Source organism: Micromonospora sp. NPDC023966 (genome assembly GCF_040639095.1).
In the GTDB taxonomy this organism is placed as follows: Bacteria; Actinomycetota; Actinomycetes; order Mycobacteriales; family Micromonosporaceae; genus Micromonospora.
This window is the reverse complement of record NZ_JBEZZJ010000047.1, coordinates 1-26,979: the sequence shown is the minus strand read 5'-3', so window position 1 is coordinate 26,979 and position 26,979 is coordinate 1. Positions and strand designations below refer to the sequence as shown.

The window sequence follows — 26,979 nt, the reverse complement described above, 5'->3', positions numbered from 1 at the left end:
CCTCCTCGCCGGACCCGGCGCCATCGGTCGCACCAACCAGCGGCAGAAGCGGATGCTCGGTTCGCCGGTCGGCGCGGAAGGGGTAGCGGTGCGCCGCTAGTCTTTGGTGCCCGGAGGGGGTCCCTTATTCGCGTCCGACCCAGGTGGCGACGCAGGCCTCATTGCCCTCGGCGTCGGCCAGGATCCACCACATCGGCGCGTGCGCGTCGGAGACTAGGCGGCCGCCCGCAGCCAAGGCGGCGGCGATGCGGGCCTCAGCCTGATCGTGTGGGACGGCGACATCGAGGTGCAGGCGGTTGCGTTGTGGGCGCGCCGCATCCATGTGCTGCAAACTGAAGCCGGGGCCGCGACGCGCTGGGTCGAACAGGTAGTCCTCGCCGAGCTGGCGATAATCGAGCAGCGCTCGCCAGAACGGCAGCACATCCGCACCGACAAGCGCGTCAAGGGTGACGTTGATGAGCTGTACGGCGCTCGGGTCGGCCGGGATGTCCAGTTTCTTGGCCGCGGCCGATATCCGCCGGGCCAGCGCGACGTGACGCACTCCCAGGCTCACGGTAACGCCGGCGCGACGCAGGTCGATAGTGACGTACTGCTGTTCGTGCTCGTCGGCGAGCCGGCCGATCTCAGCGACGAGCTCGATGCCTTTGTTCAACGAGCCCGTCAGGAAATAGGCGGAGACCACATGGTAAAGGCAGCGCCAGTCCTCGACACCGTCGGCCGCGTGGAACTGCCCAGCCGTGATCTGCCCAGTCATGCAGGCGAACCTAACAGCGGATCCTCACCGCGCTGCAAGCCCTCGCCGATGGGCGGGCCGCATCACCTGGGACGTGTCCGTGGACTCGACCAGCGCCCGAGCCCACAGCATGCCGCTGGGGCGAGGAAAGGAAGATCGTGCGGTTGTTGCGTTCTCGGGCGGCGATGATGGTGAGGATGGCGTGGGCGAGCATGACCAGCGGGCTGTTCCCGTGCCCGCAGACACGCCGGACAGCCCAAACCAGCCTTGCTTCATCGCCGACCATCTACATAACCGACCCATAGCGGCCACCGCACTAGCGGGCGGCCTTGTCACGGATGGGTCGCGCGTGCCGGAAGGCGACCAGCAGGGCGGTGACGAGGCCAGCCACCAGCAGCACCCTTATCACGTTGAACAGCACCGTGTCGCCCGTGGAGTGGGGTGGGAAGATGTCCTTGACGAGCCAGCCGACGCCCACCCCCAGCCCAAGGCAGGCGTGCATCGCGGCTCGAAGGCGCGGCAAGGGCTGCGAGCGGCCGAAGATCCGGGGCACCGCCGTGCCGCCACGGCTCCTGGCGAGCAGCACGGTGGCGACGGCCAGGTTGGCCGCGGCAACCACGATGGCCAAGACCAAGTCCACGGATCCCATGGCGCCACACGCTATCGCACGGGTGCCCGCGGCCGGGATCAGCGGAAGTCGAACTCCTCGTAGTGGATCGAGCGGCTGGCACGCCCATCCGGCGGAAGGCGCGGGACAGCGTCCGCGTGATGCGCGACGGGCCAGTCCGCTACCGCCGACGCGGCCAGCTCATCCATCAGCCGGCAGCGGGCGTGCCGGCCGGCCACACTGGCGGAACGTCAAGAGCAATGGGCGGCTGAGGCGGGACGATCGTCGTCGGGGTTGCTCGCCGTTTGGCTGGGGCGATCGCTGCCGCGCCGCAGAACTGCTTGCCCTCGGCGGGGGGATGGGAGCAGTGTGGCGGAGGTTCGAACCCTCACCCGACTTTCGGACCCAGCCGTCACGCCCCGCCCCGCCGGTGCTTGTCGGCGGCTTGGATGGCGTGCAGGACCGCTAGACGGATCACCCAGTAAAGAACGAAGATGCTCAGCGCGTAGAAGAAGACGGCTGCGAATGTGGCCTCCATGGTCGGGAACCGTAGAGGTCAGCGGCCAAGGCCGCTACAGCCATTCGTACAGCCAATGTCATCCACAGACGCCGACGCTGCCCGACAGCGGCGGACGGGCTGACCAGGCGTATACGCGGTAAACCCGCCGGCCGCTGCAGCGAACCTCTGCAGAGACTCTGGATCGACTCGCATCTTTGCACTTCGTCATATGGGTTTTGCCTGCTGGAACGCTGATCCCACCAGCGAGTCGGAGTCAGGCGGTGTCCAGGCGACCGCGCTGGTGCAGGACGAACAGCAGCGCGATGGCCGGCACGACGAGCAGGAGCGCTGCGGCGGCGACGAGGGTGAGCGACGCCAGGGTGGCGTCGGGAGCGGCGGCCTCGTCGATGCGTAGATGGGTGCCCAGTAGGTACGGGTACTGCGCGACGCCCCAGCCGACCACCACCGTGCCGGCCGCGCCGACGGCGAGCGCCTGTAGCAACCGGGGCGCGGCCCGGTGAAGCAGGGCGATGCTGGCCAGCCCGCATGCCGCGGAGACCAGCACCAGGGGCAGGCCGCGGCCGATCAGCCCGGAGAACAGACGCCCGGCGTCAGCGTGCAGGATGGCGATGCCCGCCAGCGCCACGGCGCCGGTCGCCACGGTGCTGGCCTGGGCTCGACGGCGAAACCAGCGCTCCAGGCGGGCGTCGGCCTGGGTACGGGCCTCGGCGGTGAGGAACACCGCGGCGACGAACGCGCACACCCCGACCGCGAGCACCCCGCCGAGCAGCGACGTGGGGTTGACCCAGCTGGTCACGGGATTGCCGTGTCCGTCGGCGGGCACTCGCCCGCTGGCGATTCCGCCGGCGACCGTGCCGAGGAAGAACGGTGTGATCACCGACGAGGTGGCGAACGCCGCCCCGGTCGCCCGCTGTTGGTCCGTGTTCACCACCACCTTTCGGAATGCGAACCCGCTGCCCCGGATCACGATGCCCAGCGCGGTGAGGCCCAGCGGGATGTAGAGCGTGGTCATGATCGCGGCGAAGGCGGACGGGAAGCCTGTCCAGAGCATCACCAGGCAGAAGATCAGCCACACGTGGTTGGCCTCCCACACCGGTGCCAACGTGTGGTCGATGAGGTGCCGGGGGGCCTGCCCACGTCGCGCACCACCGGCGGTGAGATCCCAGAAGCCGGCACCGTAGTCCGCGCCGCCGAGCACGGCGTAGGCCGTGACGCCGATGAACAACACGACGGCGGCGAAGGTACTCACGCCTGCCCGCCCGTGGGCGCGGACTCCGAGGACCGGGGTGGGCCGTAGGGCACGTCCGTCTCGGTAGCCCCGCCCTGGTCGCGCCAGCGGCGGCGCAGCAGTCGCAGGACGTACACGGTGGTGGCGCCGACCGCGGCATAGAGCGCGACGGTGGCGGCGAAGAACAGCCACAGGTTGCCGGAGGTGGTGACGGCGTCCCGGGTGAGGAGGTGACCGCGGACCGTCCAGGGCTGCCGGCCGACCTCGGTGACCACCCAGCCCGCCTCCAGCGCCACCACCGCGAGCAGACCGCTGACCGTGGTGGCCCGTAGGAACCATCTGCTGCGCGGCAGGTCGCGCCGGCGCCACCAGGCCAGCGCGTACCAGGCGGAGAGGGCCAGCAGCGCGGAGCCGATGCCGACCATCACGTCGAAGCTGAGGTGGACGATTGTGACCTGCCGGTCCGACGGCCGCAGCTCGGCGGGTATGGCGTCCAGGCCCTGGATGCGGGTGGACGGCGAGTAACCGGACAGGAGCGAGCCCCCGGAGGGGATCTTGATGCCGCCGTGCGTCGCTCCGTTCGCGTAGTAGCCGCCCAGCACCTCCGGCACGTGGGTGCTCGTGGTCGGGACGGCCTCGATCGCGGCGAACTTCGCCGGCTCGTTTCGGAAGACCTCGCGCGCGGCGATGTCGCCGACGAATACCTGTACCGGGGTGGCCAGCGCCGCGACGGTCAGCGGTATCAGCAGGCCGAGCCGGTGGTAGCGGTCGCGGCGGCCGCGCAGCATCCCGGCCGCGTAGACGCCGGCGATGACGAACCCGGCGACCACGTACGCGGCCAGCAGCATGTGGATGGCCTCGTACCAGAACGCGTCGTTGAAGATCACCTCGAGTGGGCGGACCTCCACGATCTTGCCGTCCCGCATGGTGAATCCGCCCGGCTGGTTCATCCAGGCGTTCGCCGCGACCACCGACAGCGTGCCGCCGATCCCGGAGAGCACCACCGGGACCCCGGTCCAGAAGTGTGGCCATGGGCGCATCCGCCGCCACCCGTAGACGTAGATGGCGACGAAGACCGCTTCCAGGAAGAAGAACAGACCCTCGATCGCGAATGGGATGCCGAACGCCGCGCCGTAGTTGCCCATCAGTCGCGGCCAGAGCAGCCCGAGCTCGAACGACAGCACCGTGCCGGAGACGGCGCCGACGGCGAACAGCACCGCCGCCACCTGTGACCAGCGCCGGGCCAGCAGCAGCGCGGTCTCGTCGTTCCGGCGGATGCCGCGGGCGTTCGCGATCAGCATCAGGAATGTGAAGGCCACCCCGAACGGCACGAGGATGATGTGGAAGCCGAGAGTGAAGGCCATCTGCTCGCGCGCCGGCAGCAGCTGCGCTGGATCGGCGAGCACGAGACTGGCGCCGAGGGGCACCAGTGAAAGGCCAGGCATGGCGCGTCCTACCCGTTGACGACGGCCGGAAACCTACCGATCGGGTGAGATCAGGCGGTTCATGCAGCTACGTCGACTGGCTCTTCGGGCCGCCCGCCCTCACGCCCGAGCGGTTACCACCAGCCACCACCGCAGCCACACGTCAGTCGGCCGCGAACCACCCGTCACCCGTGTCAGCAATGGTGCTGCGCGATGCAGTTAGTCCGCGACGTGGATGACGATCTTGCCGCGGCGTTTGGCCGTCTCGAGCGCCTCGTAACCTGAGCGCGTCTCAGTGAGGGGCAGCACGCGGTCCAGCACCGGCCTCAACCGGCCGTTGTCGACGAGTTCGGCGATGGAACGCAACGCGTCGTGGTCGGGCTCGACGATGAAGTACACGCCGCGGACGCCGTGCCGGGCTGCTTCCTGCTGGTCGGGTGGAGTGACGAGGGTGACCAGGACACCGCCGGGTTTCAGGACCGACCAGGACCGCGACTGCGTGGCTCCTCCGACAAGATCAACGACCACGTCCACGTCGCGAACGTGATCCTCGAAGCGGTCGTGCGCATAGTCGATGACCTGCTCGGCGCCCAGACCCTTGACGAAATCCAGGTCGGCCGCCGCCGCTGTGGCGCTGACGCGAGCACCGAGACCGGCCGCGAGCTGCACCACGTGGCTCCCCACGCCGCCGGCGCCGCCCTGCACCAGCACGTGCTGGCCGGCCTGCAGGTCGGCGTGGTCCACCAGTGCCTGCCAGGCACTCAACGCAGCCAGTGGCAGCGCTGCGGCGTGGTCATGGTCAATGGTGGCGGGTTTGGCCGCCACGACGGCCGCGGGCAGGGCGATGTACTCGGCGGCCGCGCCATCGCGGGTGAAAGGGATTAACCCGTAGACGGCCTGACCCTCGGCGGGGCTCTCTACCCCCGCGCCGCACGCCGCGACGACGCCGGAGAACTCGTGCGACGGGATGATCGGGGTGCGCTCGGGTCCTGTCCCGTCCGAGGTGTGGGTCCAGGTTTGCGGCCAGGTGAGCTCGGTGGGTGTCATGGAAGCGGCCTTCACGGCCACCAACACCTCACCGGGCCCCGGCTCGGGCCGCGGCGCCTCCTCGTACACGAGTTGCTCCGGCCCGCCCCTGGTGTGCGCTCTCACGGCGTGCATCGTGCTCATCCGACGATTGCTCCTTCCCGGCCGCATCCTGGCCAGCCCGCCGCCTCCGGTGGGGCTGGGAACCAGGCTGACTCCCGCATTATCTGGCGGTTCGGCAGCGGCGAGGCCGGACTTCCGTAACCCCTTGCCCCTCGGCGCAGTAAGCGCGTTGGATCGGGCAAGCTGCTCACCTGTCCCGACGGGCGGCGCTGTACCCGTAAGACGAACGCGCCCGTGGCGCCGGCTACGCCGTGCTGCAGTTCGGCCTCGGCGGCCAGCAGCACGAGCTGGGTCTGATCGACCGCCGCTACGCCGGCGCCATGCCGGACCCGCCGGGCAGCGCGGTCCTGTACTGGCACGTGGACGACCTGGCCCGCGCAGTGCGGGAGCTGCTGGCCGCCGGGGCGCGCGAACACCAGCCGATCAACGAGCGCGTCCCGGATAAGGGGCCGCGCCAGTCGCCGCTTCTTGATGCCTGACGTCGGATATTTCTCAAACTCTTTGAGTTGTCTCGGCCGAACGAGATTGGCGACGATCCCTGAGTGGATTACGTCGCTACGCTACGTTGGTAACTCAAGGATGATCAGTTTGCTGTCAATCGAGCAGTGCCCGCAGGAACACCCGTTCGTCCTCCGGGACATATGAGGCGTAGTAGTCGTAGAGATTCTGGCGGGCGATCCGTGCCGCCGCGGTGCCGTCGCCAGCTCGTACCGCCTCAAGCACCTCGGCGTGGTGGGCGATGCTCTCCTCCATCTGCGCGGTGCGGTCGAGCGCGTGCACGATCTTCTCCGCGATGAGGGTGAGCGCCACCGACCGCACCACCTGGTTGCAGACCTGGAGCAGTCGATTGCCACTGGCTCTCGCGACGGCGTCGTGGAACGCCACGTCGGCCCGGCTGAACTCCTCGTATCCGAGGGACACGCTGTCGCGCATCACCTTCAGCGCTGTGTCCATCTCGCCGAGCTGCTCCTCGGTGCGCAACTGGGCAGCGAGCAGGTTGGCGGTCGCATCCAGCAACATGCGGAACTGGATGAGCTCGGTGAGGGTCAGCTCGGAGAGTCGGGCCAGAGTGGTCATCGACTTCTGCAGGGTGGCCGGGGAGGAGGGCATGATCTCCGCACCCGCCGGGTCGCCGGCCCGGGAGCGGACCATGCCGTTGCTCTGGAGGACCCGCAGCGCTTCGCGCACGGTCGCGCGGCTGACCGAAAACTGCTGGACCAGGTCGCGCTCGGACGGCAGTCGTTCGCCCGGGCGCAGGTCACCGCGGAGGATTGCCTCCTCGATCTGCTGCACGATCCGTTCGTACGCCCGCACGGGCTGGACCGGCTGAAATCGCGGCCGTTGGGCCACTGGCTACCCCTCGTTCTCAAAGTCTGCAGAAGCGCTCGCGACGCAGCGGGATCGCGGTGGTGGGGCGAAGCGATCCGACCAGATACGGCCGTCTGCCCGGAATGGTAACGCCCCACGGCGCTCGGCCGGCGCGACGGTCCGGTCACGCCGGCCGATTCCGCGAAGTGTCGTTCTCCGGGTTGGGATTAACTCCTGGTGGCTGCTCGGCGTCGGATCAACAAAGCGCCGGCCAGCCCGCCGAGCCCGACCAAGGCCAGCCCTCCGTTGACGAGCAGGGGGGAGGGGCCGTTGCCGCCGGGAGAGGCGGCGCTGCTGAATGAAACCGGCTGCCGCGATCCGTCGGCCTTCTTCTCCTCGGCTACCGGAGCGCTCGACTGGGCGGCCGGCCCGGTGGCCGACGAGCCGCCGACCGGCGGGGTGCCGTCGGAGACCTTCGCGGTGGCGGAGGCCAGCGACTCAGCCGTGACCTCCGGCGCCTCGCCGCGCTGGTCCGCCGGCAGCGAGGTGACCTTCTTGCACGCCGAGGGGTACCGGTCGCAGTAGCTCCGTGCCGTCCCGACGGTGGTGGCGTTGAGAATCGCGTGCCCGACCGCCCGGGTCAGGGTATCGGCGGCCGCGTTGAAGATGCGGTTGAGCTGGCCACCGTCGGCGTTGACGCGCAACGGGGTGCCGTCGCCGGTCGAGATCGCGAATACCGTGTCGCCGTCGCTCAGCGTGTGGATCGGGTTGATCGCCCGGGCCAGGCCGTCGTGCGCGTTGGTGGCCATCCGGGCGGCGGCGGCCTTCTCCAGCGGCGCGTTGGTCGCGACCACCGCGATCGTGGTGTTCATCGACGGTTCCTCCGCCTTGGCGCCGGACGCGCCGGGCTGGTTGCACTCCTGCTTCTTCGGCGTCGCCAGGCCGCGGAACTCGCCGGCCACCTCGTACCGGGCGGCGAGCAGCGAGCAGTCCCGCGGGTCCACCGGGGACCCGACCGAGTTCACCACGACGATGGCGCCGACGACGACGCCGTTGTCGAGGACCATGCTGGCCGTGCCGACACCGCCCTTCAGCCCACCCGAGCGGGCCCCGGTGCCGCCGCCGACCACACCCTGCGCGACGGCGCTCGCCTTGGCGTTCTCGGCTGCGAGCCAGCCCCAGCCGGGGGTGGTACGGGCCCGGAAGTTGCCGCCCCGGCCGAGATCGAAGATGTCGGCGGCCGGCACGATCGGAGCAACTCCGTTGCCGACCTTGACTCCCTCGCCGCGCTCCTCGAGCCAGCGGATGACGCCGTCGGCGGCGGACAGCCCGTACATGCTGCTCCCGCCGAGCATGACCGCGTTGACGCCGGGGTTGGAGTTGAGCGGATCGAGCAGGTCGGTCTCCTTGGTGGCCGGCGCGCCGCCTTCCTGGTCGACGCCGGTCACGGACATGCGGGGGGTGTAGACGACGGTGCTGCCGGTGAGGTACGGGGCTCGGGTGGACTGGACCTGGCCGACCTGGATGCCTGGGACGTCGGTGATCGCGTTGTACTTGCCGGGCAGGCCGGGGGTGTCCGCCGCCGCGGCGGGACCCGGAATGCCGACGGTGGCGACCGAGAACATCAGCGCCCCGGCGAGCAGTGCGGCGGACCGCGAAGCCATGGATGTCATGAGATCCCCTCTGTGTGGAGTGGTGTCGGATCCGCTGCGGTGTCCGCATCGGTGGACCCCGGTTCCAGCGAAGACCGTGGGGTTGAGCTCTTGACCTTTCCTGCGGGCGAGTGAGAGCGTGGGGTCCACTGAGGCTACTGGTCAGACCAGGCAAGGTAAAGAGCGTCCGCATAGATCCGCATAGATCCGCATAGAACGGAGAGCTCGACGTGCAGGATCTCCGCGTGGCAGTGATTCCCGGCGACGGCGTGGGCCCCGAGGTCGTCTCGGCGAGCCTTCCCGTGCTCCGTGCGGCCGCCGCGCGCGCCGGCAGCATGCTGGACGTTGTCGAGCTCGACTGGGGCGGTGACCGGTATCTGCGTACCGGCCGAGCGATGCCGGCGGACGCCGTCGACGTGCTCCGCGAGTTTCCCGCGGTGCTGTTCGGGGCGGTCGGCCGGCCGGACGTGCCCGACCACGAGCTGATCTGGGGCCTGATCATCGGGGTGCGGCAGGCTCTGGACCTCGCGGTCAACGTCCGGCCCGTTCAATCCTGGGCCGGCGTGACGACCGTGCTGCGCGAGCCGGACGGGATCGACCTCGTCATCGTCCGGGAGAACACCGAGGGGGAGTACGCGGGCATCGGCGGTCGCGCGCACACCGCCACTGCGCACGAGGTCGGCATCGAGGTGGCGGTCCACTCGCGGCCAGCTATCCTGCGAGCCGCCCGGTACGCCTTCGATCTGGCACGGACCCGGCGGGGCAGGGTGAGCCTGGTGACGAAGTCGAACGTGCTCCGCCACGGCTATACGCTCTGGGACTCCGTCGTCGCCGAGGTGGCGGCGGAGAACCCTGACGTCGAGTGCGAGAACGTGCTGGTCGACGCAATGGCCGTCCGGCTCGTCCAACAGCCCCGCGAACTCGACGTACTGCTGTGCAGCAACCTGTTCGGCGACATCCTCTCCGACCTCGCGGCCGTGCTCGTCGGCGGGATGGGCATGGCGCCGAGCGCGAATCTGCTGCCCGGCGGCGATGTGCCGGCGCTCTTCGAGCCAGTGCACGGCTCGGCCCCGGACATCGCCGGGCGTGGCGTGGCCAACCCGGTCGCGTGCATGCTGTCGGGAGCCATGCTCTTCGACCACGTCGGCCTGCCGGTGGCCGGGCGAATCGTGCGCGATGCGGTCGCGACTGCGCTGCGCGATCCTTCCCTGCACACCCCCGATCTCGGTGGCATCGCCACCACGAAGGAAGTCGCGGCGGAGATCCTGGCCGTCGTGGAGACCAGCACCGCACCGTGATCACGTCCCACCCGTCCGTTCGCCAGCCGGACCGGCCCCGCCCGGCCCCCGCACCAGGAGAAAAGCCGTGACACGACCGCTCGCCCGGCTCGTGACGGTGACCGCGACCGTTACGCTCGCGATCGCCGCCGCGGGATGCTCATCGGGAACTTCGGGAGACTCCGCCACCACCTCGAGTCTGTCGGTCGGCTTCGTCGCCGAGCCGGCCAACCTCGACTTCACCAGCACCGACGGCGCCGCGATCCCGCAGGCGCTGCTCATCAACGTCTACGAGGGCCTGGTCAAACTCGACCAGGACGGCAAGGTCGTGCCGTTGCTCGCCGAGTCGTGGGAGGTCAGCCCCGACCGCAAGACCTACACGTTCCACCTGCGCGACAATGTCACCTTCACCAACGGCAAGAAGTTCACCGCCGACGACGTCGTGTTCAGCATCAACCGCGTCAAGACCGACTGGAAGGTCTCGCTGAAGTCGGCGATGGACGTCGTGGCCAACGTGGAGAAGAAGGACGACACCACGGCGGTCGTCACCCTGGCCAAGCCGAGCAACTCCTGGCTGTACAAGATGACCACCCGGATCGGCGCCATGTTCAGCCGCGACGGGGTCGCCGACCTGGCCAACAAGCCGGTCGGCACCGGCCCCTACAAGCTGGATTCCTGGCGTCGCGGCGACGCGATCACCTACTCGGCCAACGAGAACTACTGGGGCACGAAGCCGAAGGTGGGCAAGGTCGTGCTCAAGTACTTCAAGGACGCCACGGCCCTGAACAACGCGCTGCTGACCGGCGGCATCGACGTCATCTCCGCCGTCCAGGCCCCCGAGTCGATCCAGCAGTTCTCCGACACCTCGAAGTACGAGGTCATCGAGGGCACGACGACCGGCGAGGTGGTCCTCTCGTTCAACAACTCCAAGGCTCCGCTCAACGACAAGCGGGTCCGCCAGGCGATCCGGTATGCCATCGACCACAAGGCGCTGCTGGACACCGCCTGGGCCGGGCGGGGCCAGCTCATCGGCACCATGGTGCCGCCGACCGACCCCTGGTATGAGGACCTGACCAACCTGTACCCGCACGACCCGGCGAAGGCCAAGGAACTGCTGACCCAGGCCGGACAGAGCAACCTCAAGCTGCGGATGCGCATCCCCAACCTGCCCTATGCCGTGGCGTCGGCCCAGGTGGTCAAGTCGCAGCTCGCCGCGGTGGGGATCACCGTGGACATCGAACCGCTGGAGTTTCCCGCCCGGTGGCTGGACGTCGTGTTCAAGCAGGCCGACTACGACATGTCCATCATCAACCACGTCGAGCCGCGCGACATCACCGCCGTCTTCGGCAACAAGGACTACTACCTGCGCTACAACAACCCTCAGGTGCAGGAGCTGTTCGCCAAGGCCGACGCGGGCACGGAGGACGAGCAGGTCGCCGCGATGAAGGAGGCCGCGCGGATCATCTCGGAGGACGCCGCCGGTGACTTCCTCTTCCTCTTCCCCAACCTCATCGTGGCGAAGAAGGGCATGACCGGTCTGCCGAAGAACCTGGTGTCCGAGTCCTTCGAGCTCAGCGTGCTGTCTCCGTCCGAGGCCTGACCCGATGGGCCTGTACCTGCTGGTCCGCGCGGCGGTGCTCGTCGTGAGCACCGCCGTCGCCTCGGTCGTCGTCTTCGCGGTCATGGCGGTGCTTCCCGGCGACCCGGCCGAGGTCGCGCTGGGTGTCAACGCCACGGCGGAGGCGGTGGCGGCCAAACGGACCGAGTTCGGCACGGACCGGCCCCTGACCACCCAGTTCCTGGACTGGGTGTCGGGCCTACCGGCCGGTGACTTCGGCGTCTCCTACGTCACCACGGACCGTATCGGTCCGCAGATCGTGGACCGGCTGGGCGTGACGCTCTGGCTGGTGCTGTTCGGGATGCTGATGGCCATCGTGGTGGCGGTGCCGCTCGGCACCGCCGCCGCGGTACGCCACCGCAGCGTCGGCGGGCTGCTCCTGTCCGGGCTCAGCCAGGTCGGCGTGGCCGTGCCGGCGTTCCTCGCCGGCATCCTGTTGGTGTACCTGTTCGCCGTCACCTGGCAGGCACTTCCGTCGGGTGGCTACACCCCGCTGGCGGAGGACCCCGCCACCTGGCTCCGGCAACTGCTGCTGCCGTCCCTCTCTCTCGGCCTGGTGCAGGGCGCGGTACTCAGCCGGTACGTCCGATCCGCGGTGCTCGACGTCATGCGGGAGGACTACATCCGTACCGCCCGCGCCAAGGGACTCGGGCTCTACCGGGCGCTGTGGAAGCACGGCGCGCGCAACGCCGCGATCCCCGTGGTCACTGTCCTCGGCCTGCAGCTGGCCACGCTGCTGATCGGGGCCGTCGTGGTGGAGCGGGTCTTCACCCTGCCCGGCCTGGGCAGTCTCCTGCTCGACGGTGTCGCCAACCGCGACCTGCTGCTCGTGCAGGGCACCGTCATGGTGCTCGTCGTCGCCGTACTCGGCATCAACTTCCTGGTCGACGTCCTGTACGCCCTGCTCGACCCGAGACTGCGGGGGGTCCGATGACCGCACTCGACAACCTTCCTGCCCCCACGGACCGCGCGTACCGCCGATGGCACCGTGTCAACGCCAGCATCATGGTCGGCGGCACTCTGGTGGCACTGGTGGTGCTGGCAGCCCTGACCTCGTTCGTCTGGACGCCGCACGACGCCGTGCACGTCGACGCGGCGCACCGGCTGGCACCGGCGTTCAGCGACGGTTTTCTCCTCGGCACGGACAAGTTCGGCCGGGACGTGGCGAGCCAGCTGATGGTAGGTGCCCGTACGACGCTCTTCGTCGGGATCGTGGCGGTGGGCGTCGCCGCGGTAATCGGCACGCCGCTCGGCGTCCTCGCCGGCATGGCCGGTGGCTGGCTCAGCGAGGTGGTCATGCGGGCCAACGACCTGCTCTTCGCGTTCCCCGCGCTGCTGCTCGCGATCATGCTCGGCGCGGTCTTCGGCGCGAGCACCCTCACCGCCATGATCGCGATCGGGGTCGCGACGATCCCGGCGTTCGCCCGAGTCGCCCGCGGCCAGACCCTCGGCGTCATGCACACCGAGTACATCCTCGCCGCCCGCGCCGCCGGGCGCTCCCGGCTCGCGATCGCACTGCGCCACGTGCTGCCGAACATCGCCAGCATCCTCATCGTCCAGGCGTCGGTGTCGTTCGCCATCGCCATCCTGGCCGAGGCCGCGCTCTCGTTCCTGGGCTTCGGCACCCGACCACCCACCCCCTCCTGGGGCCGCATGCTCCAGGAGTCGCAGGAACTCCTGTTCTCGACGCCCCGCCTGGCGTTCGTGCCCGGCATCGCCATCGCCCTCGCCGTACTCGGCTTCAACCTGCTCGGCGACGGGCTGCGCGACTGGCTGGACCCCAAGCTGCGGGAGCACCGATGACGGCCGCGGCGCGGGCATCCGGCACCGGGACCGCGACGGACGCCGTGCTGGCGGTCGACGACCTCGGCATCCGGGTAGGTCCGGTTCCCCTCGTGGAGGAGGTCTCGCTCACCATCGGCAGCGGCGAGCGGGTGGGATTGATCGGTGAGTCCGGGTCCGGCAAGTCCCTGACCGCGCTGGCGCTGATGGGCCTGCTGCCCGAGGGCCTGCGGGCCACCGGATCGATCCGCCTGCGCGGAATGCCCGAGAACCTGCTGCGGACCGGTGAGCGCCAGCTCGCGAAGGTCCGTGGCAGGACTGTGTCCATGGTGTTCCAGGAACCGATGACCGCGTTGAATCCGGTGATGCGCATCGGCGACCAGGTCGCGGAAGTGATGCTGCTGCACCGGACGCGACAGAGCCGGGCCGAGGCGGTCGCGGCGGCGGTCGAGCTGCTCGACAGGGTGCGGCTGCCGGACCCGAGGGCGACCGCCCGGGCCTTCCCGCATCAGCTCTCCGGCGGCCAGCGCCAGCGTGTGATGCTCGCGATCGCGCTGGCCAACGACCCGGGGCTGCTGATCTGCGACGAACCCACGACGGCCCTGGACGTCACGGTGCAGGCGCAGATGCTCGACCTGATCCTGGAGCTGGCCGCCGAGCGGGACACCGCGCTGCTCTTCATCACCCACGACCTGGCTGTCGTGGCCTCGGTCTGCCAGCGCGTCCTGGTCATGTACGGGGGCCGGGTGGTGGAGACCGGCGACGTGTACGACGTGTTCACAGCGCCCCGGCACCGCTACACCGAAGGGCTGATCGCCGCCTCCGACCTGACCGTCGTCGACGAGCGTGGGCGTCTGCGGACGATTCCCGGGGCCGTGCCGAACGGCGGCGAGTTCCCGGACGGTTGCGTCTTCCGCACCCGATGCGGCAGGGCGACCGACCGGTGCGAGCGGGCGCCGGAGTGGTCCGGTACCCCCGCGCGGGGGTTCGCCTGCTGGCACCCGGTGGGGGAGAACCGATGACCGAGACTCCGCAGATCGGTACGCCCGTGCCCGCCCCCGTCACCGCTGACGCGGTGCCGGTGACCGGGAGCATCGGACGGGACCTGGTGATCACCGCCCGGCAGGTGACCCGCCGCTACCGGCGTCCCCGTCGCTCGCTGACCCGGCCCGGCCCGGCGGTCGAGGCGCTCCGCGGGGTCGACCTCGACATCGCGTACGGGCAGCGGCTCGGCATCGTGGGCGAATCGGGCTCGGGCAAGTCGACCCTCATCCGGCTCCTCGCCGGGCTGGACCGCCCGACCTCCGGCTCCATCAGCTTCGCCGGGCGGGACATCACCCGGCTGCCGGACCGGTCTCTGAAGTTCCTTCGCCGTGACCTGCAGATGGTCTTCCAGGACCCGATGAGCTCGCTCGACCCCAGGATGACCGTCCGTGACATCGTCAGCGAGCCCCTCGTGTCGCTCGGCCACCCGAACCCCAGGGCCCGGGTAGCGGAACTGCTCGACGCCGTCGGGCTCCCGGCGGCAGCCGCCAATCGATACCCGCACCAGTTCTCCGGTGGCCAGCGACAGCGGATTTCGATCGCCCGGGCTCTCTCCCCGCATCCGAAGGTCCTGGTCGCCGACGAGCCGGTCAGCGCCCTCGACGTCTCGGTCCGGGCGCAGATCCTCAACCTGCTGATGGACCTCGTCGACGAGTTCTCGCTGACGCTGGTCTTCGTCTCCCACGACCTCTCGGTCGTCCGGCACCTGTGCGACACGGTCGTCGTGATGCACGAGGGCGAAATCGTCGAACGCGGCCCCACCACCGCCATCTACGAGCGCCCGACCCACCCCTACACCCAGGCGCTGCTCGCCGCTGCGCCCACGCTGCGCCAGGCCCTCGCGGCCCACGCGGCGGACAGAGACCGGAAGGAGCCGCAGCAACGATGAGCGTCTCGGCCCAGGTTGACACCATCCGCGTCGACGAGGAGGGCGTGGTCGCCTTCACCCAGGCTCTGGTACGCATCCCCAGCGTCAACGACCCCGCCAGCGGCCGGTCCGAACAACCGGCCGCCGACCTCGTCGCCGCCAAGATGCGCGAGTTCGGCTGGGACCCCGTCGTCTCCGAGCCCGCGCCCGGCCGCCCCAATGTGGTGGCCGTCGTCGAGGGCGGCGGTGGCGACGGGCCGACCCTCATGTTCGAAGGGCACACCGACGTCGTCACCGAGGGCGCTCTCGACACCTGGACCGTCGACCCGTACGGGGCGGAGATCCGCGACGGACGGCTCTACGGCCGTGGCTCCGCGGACATGAAGGCGGGTGTGGCGGCCATGCTGTACGCCGTCCGCGCCCTGCAGCTGGCCGGGCCGTTCCCCGGCCGGATCAAGGTGTGCGCTCTCGCCGACGAGGAAGGGCTGATGCTCGGCGTCCATCACTTCGTGGACTCCGGGCTCGCCGCGGACGTCGACGCGGCGATCGTGTGCGAACCCGAGGCCGGCGAGATCTGCCCGGTGTCCAAGGGGGCGATCCGGTTCCGGGTGGACTTCCACGGTCGGATGGCGCACGGCGCCATGCCGCAGCACGCCCGCAACCCCATCCGTACGGCCGGAGCCTTCGTGCTGAAACTGACCGAGCTGGAGCAGGAACTCCAGTCCCGGCACGGCACACATCCCCACCTCGGCCTGCCGTACGTCACCCCGACGGTCGCCAGCGCGGGTGACCTCGACCAGATCAACGTGATCCCCGCGTACGCGACCGTTGCAATCGACGTCCGCACCGTGCCCGGAGTGGACCACCCGTCCCTGGTCGAGCGGGTCCGCGGCATCGCCACGGCGCTGGGGGCGGACGAGGAGGTGCGCGCCGAGGTCGCGGTCCTGGTCGACCGGCCGCCGGTGGACACGCCCGTCGACGCCCCGGTGGTCGCCGCACTCGCCGAGGCGCACACCGTCGTGACGGGTGAGGAGCCGATGTACGGGGGAGTGCCGGGCACCACCGACGGCACGATCCTCACCGCCCGCGGCGGCGTGCCGAGTGTCGTCTACGGGCCCGGCGGCAAGTGGATCGCCCATCAGGCCGACGAGTACGTCGAGCTCGCCGACATCGTCCGATCCACCAGGGTCTACGCCGAGGCGGCCCGCCGGTTCCTGAACGCGCCCCGCCCGGTCGGTGGGCGGTGACCGCCCCGATGCGACCTGGGCCGAGCAACACCCTGACCGACGTCGCCGGTCTCCGGGTCGGTCACCATCAGCGGATCGGTGACGGCTGGCTCACCGGGACGACGGTGGTGGTCGCTCCGCCCGGCGGGGCGGTCGCCGGCGTCGACGTCCGTGGCGGCGGCCCCGGCACTCACGAGACCGACGTGCTCGACCCGCGAAACCTGGTCGACCGAGTGCACGCGATCGTGCTCGGCGGCGGCAGCGCGTACGGGCTGGCCGCTGTCGCCGGTGTGATGGACCGCCTGGCGGATGCCAGGATCGGCTTCCCCGTCGGCACCGAGCCGGGGCAGGTGGTACCGATCGTTCCCGCCGCGGTCCTGTTCGACCTGGGTCGCGGCGGCGACTTCCGCGCCACACCCGGCCCGGAGTTCGGGGCAGCCGCCTACGACGCCGCGACCGACGGGCCGGTCGCCCTCGGCACCGTCGGGGCGGGCACCGGTGCGGTGGCCGGCGGCATCAAGGGCGGTGTCGGCTCGGCCAGCGTGGTCGTGGATGGCGTGACCGTCGGCGCGCTGGCCGTGGTGAACGCCGTCGGCTCGACCGTCGACCCCGCCACCGGCGAGCTGTACGGAGCACGGTTCGGCCTGGCCGGCGAGTTCGAGGGCGCGCGCCCGCCCGACCAGCGGGAGCGTGCCGCCGCCCTGGAGGCCGCCGAAGCGCCCGTGGCGGCCGGCCGTGGCGTCGGCGCGTCGTTCCACACGACGATCGGTGTCCTGGCGACCGACGGGACGCTCACCAAGGCCCAGTGCCAGAAGCTGGCCGGCATCGGGCACGACGGCATGGCCCGCGCCATCCGGCCGGTCCACTCGATGTTCGACGGCGACACCGTCTTCGCCCTGGCGACCTGCGCCGGTCCGGGCCTCGACCCGGTGGCGTTCAACGCGGTGCTCGCCGCGGCCGCGGACGCGTTCGCCCGGGCGGTGGTCCACGGCATCCTCGCGGCGGGCAGCGCCGGGGGATACCGCGCGTACGCCGAGGTCTTTCCCAGCGCCGTTCAAGGATGGAGGCGATGATGAGCCTGTCCGAGGCACCGTTCCCGGCCGGCCTGCCGGTCGGCGGTGGTTGGGTCCCGGCGCCGACCGCGCCCGTGCGCTTCCCGTACGACGGGTCGGCGGTCGCCGAGGCGCCGCTCGGCGACGCCGAGCTGGCGCGCACCGCGCTGGACGCCGCGGTGGCCAGCGCCGACACGGTGGCGCGGCTTCCCTCGCACGTCCGCCGGGCCGCGCTGCTGCACACCCGCGACGCGCTCGCCGCCCGGCGCGAGGAGTTCGAGCGACTGCTCGTGCTGGAGACCGGAAAGCCGCTGGTCGACTGCCGGACGGAGGTGGCCCGTACCCTCGTGACGCTGGAGAGCGCGGCCGAGGAGGTCGCCCGGCTGCACGGTGAGACGGTGCCGCTGGACCTGCTGCCGTCCGGCGAGGGACTGATCGGGTTTTGGACGCGCCGGCCGATCGGCGTGGTCGTCGGCATCGCCGGGTTCAACTATCCCCTGCTGCTCGCCACCCACAAGATCGCGCCGGCGCTCGCGGCCGGCTGCCCGGTGGTGTGCAAGCCCGCGCCGCAGACGCCGCTTGCCACGCTCTGGCTCGTGCACCTGCTGCGCGAGGCGGGCGGGGCGGTGGGGCTGCCGCCGGAGGCGGTGCAGCTCGTCACCGGTGGCGTGGACGTGGGGGAGACGCTGGTGACCGACCGGCGGGTGGGCGCGGTGTCGTTCACCGGGTCGGCCGCCGTGGGACACACCATCGCCCGGGCGGCCGCACCGACCAAGGTCCTGCTCGAACTCGGGTCCAACGCCGCCCTGGTGGTGGCCGCCGACGCGGACCTGGCCGCCGCCGCCGACGCCGTGGTACGCGGCGGCTACTACGCCTCCGGCCAGGCGTGCATCTCCGTGCAGCGGGTGCTGGTGGAGGCGCCGGTCGCCGAGGAGTTCCTCGGACTGCTGACCGATCGGGTCTCCGCCGTGACCGTGGGCGACCCCCGTGACGAGGCGACCCGGGTCGCGGCGCTGATCGACGCGCGGTCGACCCGGCGGGTCCACGACTGGATCGGCGAGGCCGTCGCGGCGGGCGCGAAGGTCGTGGCGGGCGGTGACGTCGACGGGCGGATGCTCCGGCCGACCGTCCTCGCCGACGTGCCGGACGGCCTGGCCGCTTGGGACGAGGAGATCTTCGGCCCGGTGGTGTGCGTACGCGCGGTCCCCGACATCGACAGCGCGTTCGACGTGGTCAACCGATCGAGGTACGGCCTGCACGCGAGCGTCTACACCCGGTCGCTGGCGACCGCCTTCGCTGCGGTCGAGCGGCTGCAGGTCGGCGGGGTCGTGGTGAACGAGGTGCCGGGATTCCGCGCCGACAACATGCCCTACGGCGGGGTCAAGGACTCCGGCATCGGCCGGGAAGGCCCTCGTTTCGCGGTGGAGGAACTCACCGTGACCCGGATGGCGATCATCCGGCCGGCCTGAACCCCCTGTCGACGTCATGGGCGCGCATCACGCGGCCTGTCCATGAGCAACTGCTGCAGAGGATGAGGAGTGAGCCATGCCCGCGTACGAAAAGCTGTTTCGGCTCGACGGTCGAAGGGCCGTGGTGGTCGGGGCCGGCAGCGGCATCGGCCGCGAATGCGCCCGGGCGCTGACGGCGCACGGTGCCGAGGTCATCTGCGCCGACCGCGACGCTGAATCCGCCGCCCTCACCGCCCGGATGGACGACGGCTCCGCGTACGTTCTGGATGTTCTGGATGCCTCGGCGGTGTCCCTGGCCGCGGCTGAACTGGGCGATGTGGACATCTTGGTCTTCACCGCCGCCACGAACGTCCGTAAGCGTCTGCTGGACTACACGCAGGAGGAGTTCGACCGGGTCGTCGGGCTCAACCTTGCAGCCTCCTTCGCGCTGGTTCGCGCCTTCGGCGCAGGGATGGCGGAGCGAGGTAGGGGCAGCATCATCGGCTTTTCCTCCATCCGCGCCTACACCGTGGAACCGGGTCAGGGCGTCTACGCGGCGACAAAGTCTGGTCTGGTGCAGCTGCTGAGGACCGCCGCCGCCGAACTCGGGCCGCGCGGTGTCCGGGTCAACGCGGTCGCCCCCGGCGTCGTGGAGACGCCCCTCACGGCACAGATCAAGGCCAATCCGGAGTGGTACGACGCGTACGCCGCCAAAAGCGCGCTCGGACGCTGGGCACGACCGGAGGAGATGGCGGGTGCGGTGGTCTATCTCGCCGGCGACGCCGCGAGTTTCGTCACCGGCACCTGCCTGATCGTGGACGGCGGGTGGACCGCGGTCGACGGCCGTTTCGAGCCGCCCAACTGAGCCTGCTGACGCGCCAGCGATGCACTCGCCATGACCGAGGCAGTGTGTGCACCCGCTTCCCGTGTAGCGGAGTGCAGCCGGTCCAACGGGCGGCGCGGGGCGGGGCGGCATGATCGCGCGGCGGGAGGTTGGCTGTCCCGCGGTCGATCAGTCTGCGCGGGGTAGCGGCTGTGAATCCGCCGGGATGAGGTTGCACAGCCCGGGCAGGCACCTTCGGGTCGCGTCGGTCACGTGTCGATCCGCAGTGCGGCACCTGGAACACCCGCTCAGCGCCAGATCCACCGGGCCGTGCAGCGCGCCGTCGAGCAGCAGGGCGACCACCGCTGATCGCCGGGGCCATTGTCGTGCCGATTGGTCGGTGCAGCTCGGCCCTCTGGGTCACTCAGCTGAGCAGCAAGGAAGCATCTAATGTTCGCCCGCGGGCCGGGCGACGGCGGGCGGAATGGTCACGTGCTGCGCGTCGGGTCGGCGAGCCGGCGGCCGGATGCTGGGGAAGCCAGCCGTTGCCCTCCGCCATCGCCGTGATGAAACCTAAGATCATCACTATGGTGTTGGCAAGCAGCTCCCAACATCAAACCAAGCGGAGCGGTTTCCGGGCGACTCGGGAAGCCGAGCCGGCGCTTCCAGGCCGACCAGCCGAAGCGGCGTACGAAGCGCGACGATCTCCGGCCACCTGGCTGCGGCAACGTGTCACCGAAGGACCCAGTTCCCGCGCCGCCGCCGTGCGATGGCGCGAACTGCGGGTCAGGTTCGGCCGGGTGGCGGGGTGAGACTGCACGGACGGACTCAGACATGCAGGGTGGGGCGGTAGATGAGTTCCTGGCTGCGAAGCCTCGACGAAGTGCACCGACAGCAGGTACTGCTTCATGACGCGACACTCCGATGACTCGACTGTGGAATGGTGACAGGTCAGGCGGCCAGGCGACGCGCGACAGCGGGGATCACGATCGCGGCCGCGACCAGGTGGGTGAGCATCAGCAGCACCTTGGTGGCCACCCCGGCGTCGGCGATCACGTCCGGCACCAGCGACAGGACCGTCAGCACCACCGTCGTGCGGACGAACGTCCGCCGGGGACGCCGGGCGAAACGGGACAGTAGCGCGGCGATGACCACGCCGATCAGCGAAAACGAAGCGGTCAGCACGCCGAACCCGGCCACCGGGATCGGGGCGTCGGCGATATCGAGGCTGATGCCTGCCGCGTGGCCGGCGGCGGCGACGGCCATGGTGGCGGCGCTCGCGGCAATCGCGGCGATGACGCCGGTCCGGATCATCGCACCGAAGGCCGAAGTGGTGGCGTGGGTCGTGTTCACGGTGGTGGTCATCGTGGCCTCCAGTGGGTGTATGGACCGGCTCGGTACCGGGCTCTCACCAGGACGACGAAAAGGACCAACTCCAATCGACAAGCCCGCCCAAACTTTCTCGAAAACTTTCGTGCCGGGCGAAGTACCACGGGGGACTGCAGGGCATCGCATTGCCGCATGATCAAGATTTGTCCCTCGCCAGTTCCAATCACGGCCCGGCCTTGACCCCGACCCTGTGGCGGGATGCGCTCCGTGCCCTGTCGCGCACCCTCGGCAGCAGAACCGGATACGTCTGAGCGGCGCGGAGCAGCGCCGCGGCGGCCACTCGTCGCGGCGAGCGCCTCACCGAGTCGTGGGATCTCGCCGACCCCGCCTTCTCACCGACCGGCTCTTTTGCGGCATCGAAAGCCCGGCCGTCAGCCGGCGATGATCAACGCGTCTCCTGGCTTCCGGGGCTTTGCCGCGGAAAGGCCAGGCAGCGTGATGCGCCCTGGGAGTGATTGTCACACCCGTGGGTAGATGGTTGATCGCGCTCTGCTGCGCTGCGGGAGGTGTGATGGTCAGGCGTAGAACGTTCCGTGACGCCGTGGTGCTGATCACGGGGGCGTCGAGTGGAATTGGCCGCGCTACCGCGTTGGCGTTCGCTGCCGAAGGGGCCAGGTTGGTGCTCGCCTCGCGCAGCCAAGAAGCGCTTGCGGAGGTGGAACACGACTGCCGAGCACGGGGCGGGCAGGTGCTGGTTGTACCGACCGACATTGCAGATCCAGCGGCCGTCGAGCGGTTGGCCCGGCTGGCGGTGCAGCGGTTCGGGCAGATAGACGTCTGGGTCGAAGCGGTGGCCGTCGGCATTGCCGGGCCGCTGGGCTCTGAATCGGTGGACGAGATTCGTCGGCTGGTGGACACCAACGTATTCGGCATCGCATTGTGCGCCCGCGCCGCCCTAGCTACATTTCAGGCGCAGGGCCACGGCACCCTCGTGCTCCTCGGATCGTTGCTGTCAGTGTTCCCGAACCCGCTGGTCCCGCTCTACTCCATGACGAAGTTCGCCATCAGAGGGCTGGCCCTGAACCTTCAGCAGGCGGTCGCCCGTCATCCTCGGATACGGGTCTGTCTCGTGTTACCCGGGCCGGTCGACACGCCGTTCTTCGAGCGGGCCGCCAACCACTCCGGCCGCCAACTACGGGCTATCCCGCCCGCGTACGCACCTGAGCGTCTCGCTGCCACGATCCTCGCGTGCGCCCGCCGCCCGCGCAGGCAGGTAACAACCGGTGTGCTCTCACACCTGGCGTTGTCCGCCCACCGAATGGCGCCGCGAGTCACCGAGTCGTTGGTCGCCCGGTGGAGCGCGACGTTCCTGACCAAGCCGACCACAGCCGCACCCGGGTTCGGATCGCTGTTCGATCCACCACCAACCGGGGCCGTGCACGGCGGATATCGCCGCAGCCGGGTCCGCCGTCGGCTCGGTGAATGGCTGGGCGTCGCGCGAACACGCAGGAACCGACCGACCCCAGGCTGACCGCCAGCATGACGCCCCGCGTCACGCACAGCAGGCAGCGGCGTCCGCTGTCTCGGGTGGTGGTCGCTGGTTGCTGGTTGCTCAAGCGTCAGCAGCGGTGGCGTGGAGGGCGATCGCAGGGGTCAACACGAAGACCAGTTGGTGAAGCGTCAGATGTCCAGGCGTGTCGGCTTCCCACTCTTACGACACCCGCATCCTGCTCGGCTGACGTCCCTCCGTCACCGCCGAGAGTGAGGCAGCCGAAAGTGGGAAGGAGCCGTTCACGAGACGGCGCCCTTGGAGCCCTTGGAAGCACCGACGACGTCGCCCTGGCCGTCGCAGCTGCCGCCGAAGGCGTCATTGTCTTCCCCGGCCGCCCCTGGTACGCGGCCGAACCCCCGGCGCCGCACCTGCGCCTGACCTACGCTGCAGCCCCACCCGACCTCATGGACGAGGCCGTCCGCCGCCTCGCTCGCGCCCTTGGACAAGAGGCGACACATTCTTAGCCCGCCTACTGCGCAGAGAGTTCGCTGGTCTCCGGGAACAAGATCACGTGCACGTTCTGCCGCTCCCGGTGGACTGGCGTTCATCACCGCTGGTGACGCACGGTGATGTATGACAACCTCTCCTGCTTCCGCTGCCAACGTTGTACCGACTGATCAGCTCGTTCTGCGTGCCGCGGTGTCCGCCTTCCTGGGCCGCTCGCGGCCTTTCGCCATGCACACGGCCCGGGTTCTGTCCGTAGTGGGGCGTGACCAAGCCGTTGATCAAAGCGGGGTTCGACATGGTTGCCTGTCGATCGTCAGTCGTCCATACGGTATGTATGCTTGCTGACCGAGACCTGCCCCTCCAACTCATGCCATCCCACCCATTCGCCGGGTGACGCTGGTCAGATCGGAGTGACTTGGGCTGCTCACACGCTCAGGACTGTCCCCTCTTCCCTCTGCTCAACGCAAGCTTGAGCGCCTGGCGCAACCACTACTGCGACAGTGCGGAGGGTTGGCGGACATGTGCTCGGTACCAGCTGTACAGGACAGGCCAGCTCGTGCCGATCACGCTCCTGCCGAATGGAGTCGATGCGTTCAAGCCCGTACCTGCGGCAGTACCCAGGTCCACTCAACCGGCGAACGCACGCCGCCCGTGGACATCAGCAACATCGCGAGAGGTATTGGATGGATCACCGGCTGCGGAAAGCGCAGGTGCTACGGAGCCGACTCCACCGGTAAACCACCCGGATCGCTCAGGCGCGCGAGACAAGGTCAGCGATGCATGGGTGCTTGCCGTCGCCGATGATGCGAAACGCCGCGGCGGTGAACGGCTGCACGTGTGGGTGACGAGCCAGGAGACGCCGTGGGCTGCTCCTTGTCCCATCCCGCAGCCAGGGGAGCCTTCTCACGCCGAAGGACCGGTGGGGATCGCCGTCGCGTGGTTCGAGCCAGCCAGCGCCGCGTGGACGGAGACCCTCACTGGCTCGCGGTGCGAGGCGCAGGTGGAGGCGGCGATCTTGTTGGGCCTGCCGCGCTGGGCATCGGCGACACATCCGGCGAGGGTGACCACCTGGGGTGTGGGTCTGGGCGCTACGGGCCTCGCGTTGCGTGACCCGACCGGTCATGTATTCGCCTACGGCGTCGCCGAGATACCGTCCACCTGGACGACCGCCGCAAGGGCGCTGGGCGGCGTCGCCGCCGTCTACGGAGTTGGTCCCCTGCAGCAGACAGTGCACCCCGAGCCGCTTCCAGCTCAACGGCTCAGCGAGGCGCGACGCGACGGAAACGTCGCCGCAGCATGGGTACCACTGCTCGAGTGACGGGTGGCCAGCGGTAGCACCGCCAGGCGTATGAATCGTCAGGATTCGACGTTTGTGCGTAGGCGCCCGAACCGTATGTGTCGCGGCAGGCGACGTCCATGTCGACGGGGGACGGGACGTCGGCGCGACAGGCGTCCGATGTCGAGCTCGCGACCGACCTCAGCGCGGACGTCCGGCTGGCCAAGTCGGCGACTATCCCGTCGAACTGTGCGGCCGCCGACGCGCTCGCCTGCCTGACTGCAGCGGACTGCGCTTCCCGGCTGGTCTCACCCACATCGCTTCAACACGTTCGCCGGTCCACAACGACAGCACCCTCGGTGGCCGGAGGCGTAGGGCGCGCCGGCATGGGATCTGCGCGTGCCGCGCAGCGCGAACGCTCGGCGCGCACGGGCAACGGCCGTCCGACCGCGACCAGGCCGTGGTGGGGCGTGACCAGGCCGTTGATCAAAGCGGCGTTCGACATGGTCGCCTGTCGATCGTCAGTCGTCCATACGGTATGTATGCTTGCTGACCGAGACCTGCCCCTCCAACTCATGCCATCCCACCCATTCGCCGGGTGACGCTGGTCAGATCGGAGTGACTTGGGCTGCTCACACGCTCAGGACTGTCCCCTCTTCCCTCTGCTCAACGCAAGCTTGAGCGCCTGGCGCAACCACTACTGCGACAGTGCCGAGGGTTGGCTGACGTGCGCTCGGTACGAGCTGTCCCGGACGGGCCAGCTCGTACCGATCACGCTCCTGCCGAATGGAGCCGACGCGATATTGCTGGGGCGCGTACCCGCCGGTGTGGGGTCCGACACGGCACGCCAGACACCCCCGTCACGACTCGATCCGGGGTCCTCGCAGCGGTTCGAGCCGGTGCCGGCCCGGGAGCCCAACCCGCTACCGGCACCCGCTCAAGGCTTCACCCCTGGCTCGTCCGCACCGGGTTCGCACCCCTCTAGAACCCCATCGTCCCCACCAGCGCCTCGGCGGGTCCGGTGGTGGACCCGACTCGTAGATTGGATTGCAGGTCCCGCATGACTGAATACTGGCCCTGGTGGGCGGGGGCTGCCGGGCTCGCTCTCACCACCATCAACTACGCCGTCACGACCGATCGATCCTTCGGGGTGTCCGGTGCGTGGGACCGCGTGCTGCACTGGCGCGCCGAACGCCGGGTCGAACGCGTGAACGAGCAGTTCGCTGACGAACGTGTCCTCGCCGAGGCTCTCGCCGCGGCCGCCGCCGACCAGTTCGGAGCCGGTTCGGCGGCACCTGCTGCGCATCCCGCCCCGCACGGCGACGCGCGGGCACCGCGACAGGACGGGCGACCACCTGCCTCCCCGAGCTCCTCACTGGCGAGCCTGCTCCCGGCTCCCTTGGTCAGCCAGGTCGCCCTGCTCCTGTCAATCTTCGGCGGCGGGTGGATAGCGGCGGTTACCGCCGGCCGGTTCCAGCTCCGCCTCGACATGGGCGACGCCTTCGGCCAGATCGTGACCGACAAACCGATCGAAATGATTGGCGCGTTGTTCGTCGGCGGTGTACTCGTCGGCTTCGGTACCCGTCTCGCCGGAGGGTGCAGCAGCGGTCACGGGCTCAATGGCTGTGGCCGGCTACAGCCGGTCAGCAGCGTCGCGACTGCCGTCTTCTTCGGCACCGGCGTCCTCGTGTCGTTCCTGCTGTGGAAGGTGATCTGATGCGTACCCGGGGCGGGATCACCATCGCTAACGTCATCGCTGGGCTGGCTCTCGGCTATACCGTCGCGAACATCGGGTTCGGTGACTACGCCGAACTGAACCGCATGTTCACCTTCCAGGATTTGCGCATGTTCCTGGCCTTCGCCGGCGCCGTAGCGATCATCGTCGTGGTATTCGCCGTATTGCGCGTCCGCCGGACCTCAGGTCGCATCCACGCCGGCGTAATCCCCGGCGCAATCTTGTTTGGCGCGGGCTGGGCGATCTCGGGTGGCTGCCCGGCGATCCCCATCGTGCAAGTCGCCAGCGGGTACCTCCCCGCCTTGGTCACGATCGCCGGCATAGTCGTCGGCATCCGGCTCTGCCGTTGGGCGAACACGAGGTACTTCCACCTCGACAGCGGATCCTGCGAGCGGTAGCCGAACGCGAGCGACTCGGACGGCACGTCTCCGCGATGGTCAACTTCCGATTTACCCGACTTGGCTCACGCTTTGCTGAGTTGGGCGTCTGCGGGGCTGTGACCTGGGGTGTTGGGTGGGGAGGCAGCCACTCGTCAGCAGCCGAGCATGCGTGGAAGGCCGCGGTCCGTGAGGCGGTCACCAGGAGTGGCTTGGTCCGGGTCAAGCCGAGGTTGGATGCGATGGAGGGCGTATTCGGGTTCCGAAAATGGCGCGGTCCACCGCAAGCGGCAGACGACCGCGTCGATCACTATCGAGGCGACAAGCGCACCGTTCGCAGCAACGAAGTGCCCGGGGCCCGAATCGAGGTTCGGCGCTTGGTTCAGTAGTTCGAGGATGCGCACACTCATCTGGCACCCCTCTGTGTCAAGTGATGATCAAGAGGGGTGTTCTAGGCTGGGGTGTGGCGGGTCCGGGAAGTGACTTTTCCGAAGTGTCGATCTC

General features: G+C 69.7%; 23 protein-coding genes. 14 read left to right on the top strand and 9 right to left on the bottom strand.

Annotation, left to right across the window (positions count from 1 at the left end; all coding sequences use genetic code 11):
• Positions 1–124 precede the first annotated feature (124 nt).
• The 6 genes from AB0F68_RS32690 to AB0F68_RS32665 all read right to left on the bottom strand — a co-directional run bounded on the left by AB0F68_RS32690 (position 125) and on the right by AB0F68_RS32665 (position 5,682).
• The gene (locus AB0F68_RS32690; protein WP_357345297.1) at positions 125–754 is read right to left on the bottom strand and encodes a VOC family protein; all 630 of its coding nucleotides are present in this window, start codon (positions 752–754) and stop codon (positions 125–127) included.
• Between the two features lie 295 nt (positions 755–1,049).
• Positions 1,050–1,373 (bottom strand): hypothetical protein, encoded by a 324-nt coding sequence (locus AB0F68_RS32685; protein ID WP_357345295.1) that lies wholly within the window; start codon positions 1,371–1,373, stop codon positions 1,050–1,052.
• 379 nt (positions 1,374–1,752) lie between these two features.
• Positions 1,753–1,878, bottom strand: coding sequence for a hypothetical protein (locus AB0F68_RS32680; RefSeq protein WP_357345293.1), 126 nt, complete (start codon positions 1,876–1,878; stop codon positions 1,753–1,755).
• A gap of 235 nt (positions 1,879–2,113) precedes the next feature.
• On the bottom strand, positions 2,114–3,109 hold the full coding sequence (locus AB0F68_RS32675; protein ID WP_357345291.1) for a cytochrome d ubiquinol oxidase subunit II: 996 nt from the start codon (positions 3,107–3,109) through the stop codon (positions 2,114–2,116).
• Positions 3,106–4,533 (bottom strand): cytochrome ubiquinol oxidase subunit I, encoded by a 1,428-nt coding sequence (locus AB0F68_RS32670; protein ID WP_357345289.1) that lies wholly within the window; start codon positions 4,531–4,533, stop codon positions 3,106–3,108. Before AB0F68_RS32670 ends, AB0F68_RS32675 begins: the two co-directional genes overlap by 4 nt.
• Positions 4,534–4,731: 198 nt before the next feature.
• The gene (locus AB0F68_RS32665; RefSeq protein ID WP_357345287.1) at positions 4,732–5,682 is read right to left on the bottom strand and encodes an NADP-dependent oxidoreductase; all 951 of its coding nucleotides are present in this window, start codon (positions 5,680–5,682) and stop codon (positions 4,732–4,734) included.
• Between the two features lie 230 nt (positions 5,683–5,912).
• Between AB0F68_RS32665 and AB0F68_RS32660 the strand changes: the two genes are divergently transcribed.
• On the top strand, positions 5,913–6,140 hold the full coding sequence (locus tag AB0F68_RS32660; RefSeq protein ID WP_357345285.1) for a hypothetical protein: 228 nt from the start codon (positions 5,913–5,915) through the stop codon (positions 6,138–6,140).
• A 115-nt stretch (positions 6,141–6,255) separates the two neighbouring features.
• Here the strand turns inward: AB0F68_RS32660 and AB0F68_RS32655 are convergent, their stop codons facing one another.
• Together AB0F68_RS32655 and AB0F68_RS32650 are read right to left on the bottom strand one after the other, a co-directional pair.
• The gene (locus AB0F68_RS32655) at positions 6,256–6,954 is read right to left on the bottom strand and encodes an FCD domain-containing protein (RefSeq protein WP_357345283.1); all 699 of its coding nucleotides are present in this window, start codon (positions 6,952–6,954) and stop codon (positions 6,256–6,258) included.
• A gap of 242 nt (positions 6,955–7,196) precedes the next feature.
• Entirely contained in the window at positions 7,197–8,633 is a 1,437-nt protein-coding gene (locus tag AB0F68_RS32650; protein ID WP_357345281.1) for a P1 family peptidase, read from the bottom strand.
• 233 nt (positions 8,634–8,866) lie between these two features.
• Here AB0F68_RS32650 and AB0F68_RS32645 point away from each other — a divergent pair, with 233 nt between their 5' ends.
• From AB0F68_RS32645 to AB0F68_RS32600, 10 genes are all read left to right on the top strand, one after another.
• A complete protein-coding gene (locus AB0F68_RS32645; protein ID WP_357345280.1) occupies positions 8,867–9,919 on the top strand; it encodes an isocitrate/isopropylmalate dehydrogenase family protein in 1,053 nt (350 codons plus the stop codon).
• Between the two features lie 67 nt (positions 9,920–9,986).
• On the top strand, positions 9,987–11,498 hold the full coding sequence (locus AB0F68_RS32640; RefSeq protein WP_357345278.1) for an ABC transporter substrate-binding protein: 1,512 nt from the start codon (positions 9,987–9,989) through the stop codon (positions 11,496–11,498).
• Positions 11,499–11,502: 4 nt separating this feature from the next.
• Complete coding sequence (locus tag AB0F68_RS32635; protein ID WP_357345276.1) at positions 11,503–12,450, top strand: ABC transporter permease; 948 nt, start codon at positions 11,503–11,505, stop codon at positions 12,448–12,450.
• Entirely contained in the window at positions 12,447–13,319 is an 873-nt protein-coding gene (locus AB0F68_RS32630) for an ABC transporter permease (RefSeq protein WP_357345273.1), read from the top strand. Before AB0F68_RS32635 ends, AB0F68_RS32630 begins: the two co-directional genes overlap by 4 nt.
• Positions 13,316–14,320, top strand: coding sequence for an ABC transporter ATP-binding protein (locus tag AB0F68_RS32625; protein WP_357345272.1), 1,005 nt, complete (start codon positions 13,316–13,318; stop codon positions 14,318–14,320). The genes AB0F68_RS32630 and AB0F68_RS32625 overlap by 4 nt, the downstream gene beginning before the upstream one ends.
• Positions 14,317–15,231, top strand: coding sequence for an ATP-binding cassette domain-containing protein (locus AB0F68_RS32620; RefSeq protein WP_357345269.1), 915 nt, complete (start codon positions 14,317–14,319; stop codon positions 15,229–15,231). The genes AB0F68_RS32625 and AB0F68_RS32620 overlap by 4 nt, the downstream gene beginning before the upstream one ends.
• The gene (locus AB0F68_RS32615; RefSeq protein WP_357345267.1) at positions 15,228–16,457 is read left to right on the top strand and encodes a M20 family metallopeptidase; all 1,230 of its coding nucleotides are present in this window, start codon (positions 15,228–15,230) and stop codon (positions 16,455–16,457) included. Before AB0F68_RS32620 ends, AB0F68_RS32615 begins: the two co-directional genes overlap by 4 nt.
• Before the next feature lie 8 nt (positions 16,458–16,465).
• Positions 16,466–17,509 (top strand): P1 family peptidase, encoded by a 1,044-nt coding sequence (locus AB0F68_RS32610; RefSeq protein WP_357345265.1) that lies wholly within the window; start codon positions 16,466–16,468, stop codon positions 17,507–17,509.
• On the top strand, positions 17,506–18,957 hold the full coding sequence (locus AB0F68_RS32605; RefSeq protein WP_357345263.1) for an aldehyde dehydrogenase family protein: 1,452 nt from the start codon (positions 17,506–17,508) through the stop codon (positions 18,955–18,957). Before AB0F68_RS32610 ends, AB0F68_RS32605 begins: the two co-directional genes overlap by 4 nt.
• Before the next feature lie 76 nt (positions 18,958–19,033).
• Positions 19,034–19,801, top strand: a complete 768-nt coding sequence (locus AB0F68_RS32600; protein WP_357345261.1) for an SDR family oxidoreductase — start codon at positions 19,034–19,036, stop codon at positions 19,799–19,801.
• Between the two features lie 909 nt (positions 19,802–20,710).
• Here AB0F68_RS32600 and AB0F68_RS32595 read toward each other — a convergent pair.
• Positions 20,711–21,124 carry a DUF6069 family protein gene (locus AB0F68_RS32595; RefSeq protein WP_357345259.1) on the bottom strand — a complete coding sequence of 138 codons (414 nt, stop codon included), beginning with the start codon at positions 21,122–21,124 and terminating at the stop codon, positions 20,711–20,713.
• A 565-nt stretch (positions 21,125–21,689) separates the two neighbouring features.
• On the opposite strand from AB0F68_RS32595, the gene AB0F68_RS32590 reads away from it, so the two are divergent.
• From AB0F68_RS32590 to AB0F68_RS32580, 3 genes are all read left to right on the top strand, one after another.
• Positions 21,690–22,619 carry an SDR family NAD(P)-dependent oxidoreductase gene (locus tag AB0F68_RS32590; RefSeq protein WP_357345257.1) on the top strand — a complete coding sequence of 310 codons (930 nt, stop codon included), beginning with the start codon at positions 21,690–21,692 and terminating at the stop codon, positions 22,617–22,619.
• Between the two features lie 2,804 nt (positions 22,620–25,423).
• On the top strand, positions 25,424–26,080 hold the full coding sequence (locus AB0F68_RS32585) for a YeeE/YedE thiosulfate transporter family protein (protein ID WP_357345255.1): 657 nt from the start codon (positions 25,424–25,426) through the stop codon (positions 26,078–26,080).
• Complete coding sequence (locus AB0F68_RS32580; RefSeq protein WP_357345254.1) at positions 26,080–26,496, top strand: YeeE/YedE thiosulfate transporter family protein; 417 nt, start codon at positions 26,080–26,082, stop codon at positions 26,494–26,496. Before AB0F68_RS32585 ends, AB0F68_RS32580 begins: the two co-directional genes overlap by 1 nt.
• Positions 26,497–26,979: the final 483 nt, after the last annotated feature.

Bases quoted from the DNA above. Each gene is read 5' to 3' on its own strand.
- AB0F68_RS32690 (WP_357345297.1), bottom strand. From the start codon at position 754: ATGACTGGGCAGATCACGGCTGGGCAGTTCCACGCGGCCGACGGTGTC.
- AB0F68_RS32680 (WP_357345293.1), bottom strand. From the start codon at position 1,878: ATGGAGGCCACATTCGCAGCCGTCTTCTTCTACGCGCTGAGCATCTTC.
- AB0F68_RS32670 (WP_357345289.1), bottom strand. From the start codon at position 4,533: ATGCCTGGCCTTTCACTGGTGCCCCTCGGCGCCAGTCTCGTGCTCGCC.
- AB0F68_RS32665 (WP_357345287.1), bottom strand. From the start codon at position 5,682: ATGAGCACGATGCACGCCGTGAGAGCGCACACCAGGGGCGGGCCGGAG.
- AB0F68_RS32650 (WP_357345281.1), bottom strand. From the start codon at position 8,633: ATGGCTTCGCGGTCCGCCGCACTGCTCGCCGGGGCGCTGATGTTCTCG.
- AB0F68_RS32635 (WP_357345276.1), top strand. From the start codon at position 11,503: ATGGGCCTGTACCTGCTGGTCCGCGCGGCGGTGCTCGTCGTGAGCACC.
- AB0F68_RS32630 (WP_357345273.1), top strand. From the start codon at position 12,447: ATGACCGCACTCGACAACCTTCCTGCCCCCACGGACCGCGCGTACCGC.
- AB0F68_RS32625 (WP_357345272.1), top strand. From the start codon at position 13,316: ATGACGGCCGCGGCGCGGGCATCCGGCACCGGGACCGCGACGGACGCC.
- AB0F68_RS32620 (WP_357345269.1), top strand. From the start codon at position 14,317: ATGACCGAGACTCCGCAGATCGGTACGCCCGTGCCCGCCCCCGTCACC.
- AB0F68_RS32615 (WP_357345267.1), top strand. From the start codon at position 15,228: ATGAGCGTCTCGGCCCAGGTTGACACCATCCGCGTCGACGAGGAGGGC.
- AB0F68_RS32610 (WP_357345265.1), top strand. From the start codon at position 16,466: ATGCGACCTGGGCCGAGCAACACCCTGACCGACGTCGCCGGTCTCCGG.
- AB0F68_RS32605 (WP_357345263.1), top strand. From the start codon at position 17,506: ATGATGAGCCTGTCCGAGGCACCGTTCCCGGCCGGCCTGCCGGTCGGC.
- AB0F68_RS32600 (WP_357345261.1), top strand. From the start codon at position 19,034: ATGCCCGCGTACGAAAAGCTGTTTCGGCTCGACGGTCGAAGGGCCGTG.
- AB0F68_RS32595 (WP_357345259.1), bottom strand. From the start codon at position 21,124: ATGACCACCACCGTGAACACGACCCACGCCACCACTTCGGCCTTCGGT.
- AB0F68_RS32585 (WP_357345255.1), top strand. From the start codon at position 25,424: ATGACTGAATACTGGCCCTGGTGGGCGGGGGCTGCCGGGCTCGCTCTC.
- AB0F68_RS32580 (WP_357345254.1), top strand. From the start codon at position 26,080: ATGCGTACCCGGGGCGGGATCACCATCGCTAACGTCATCGCTGGGCTG.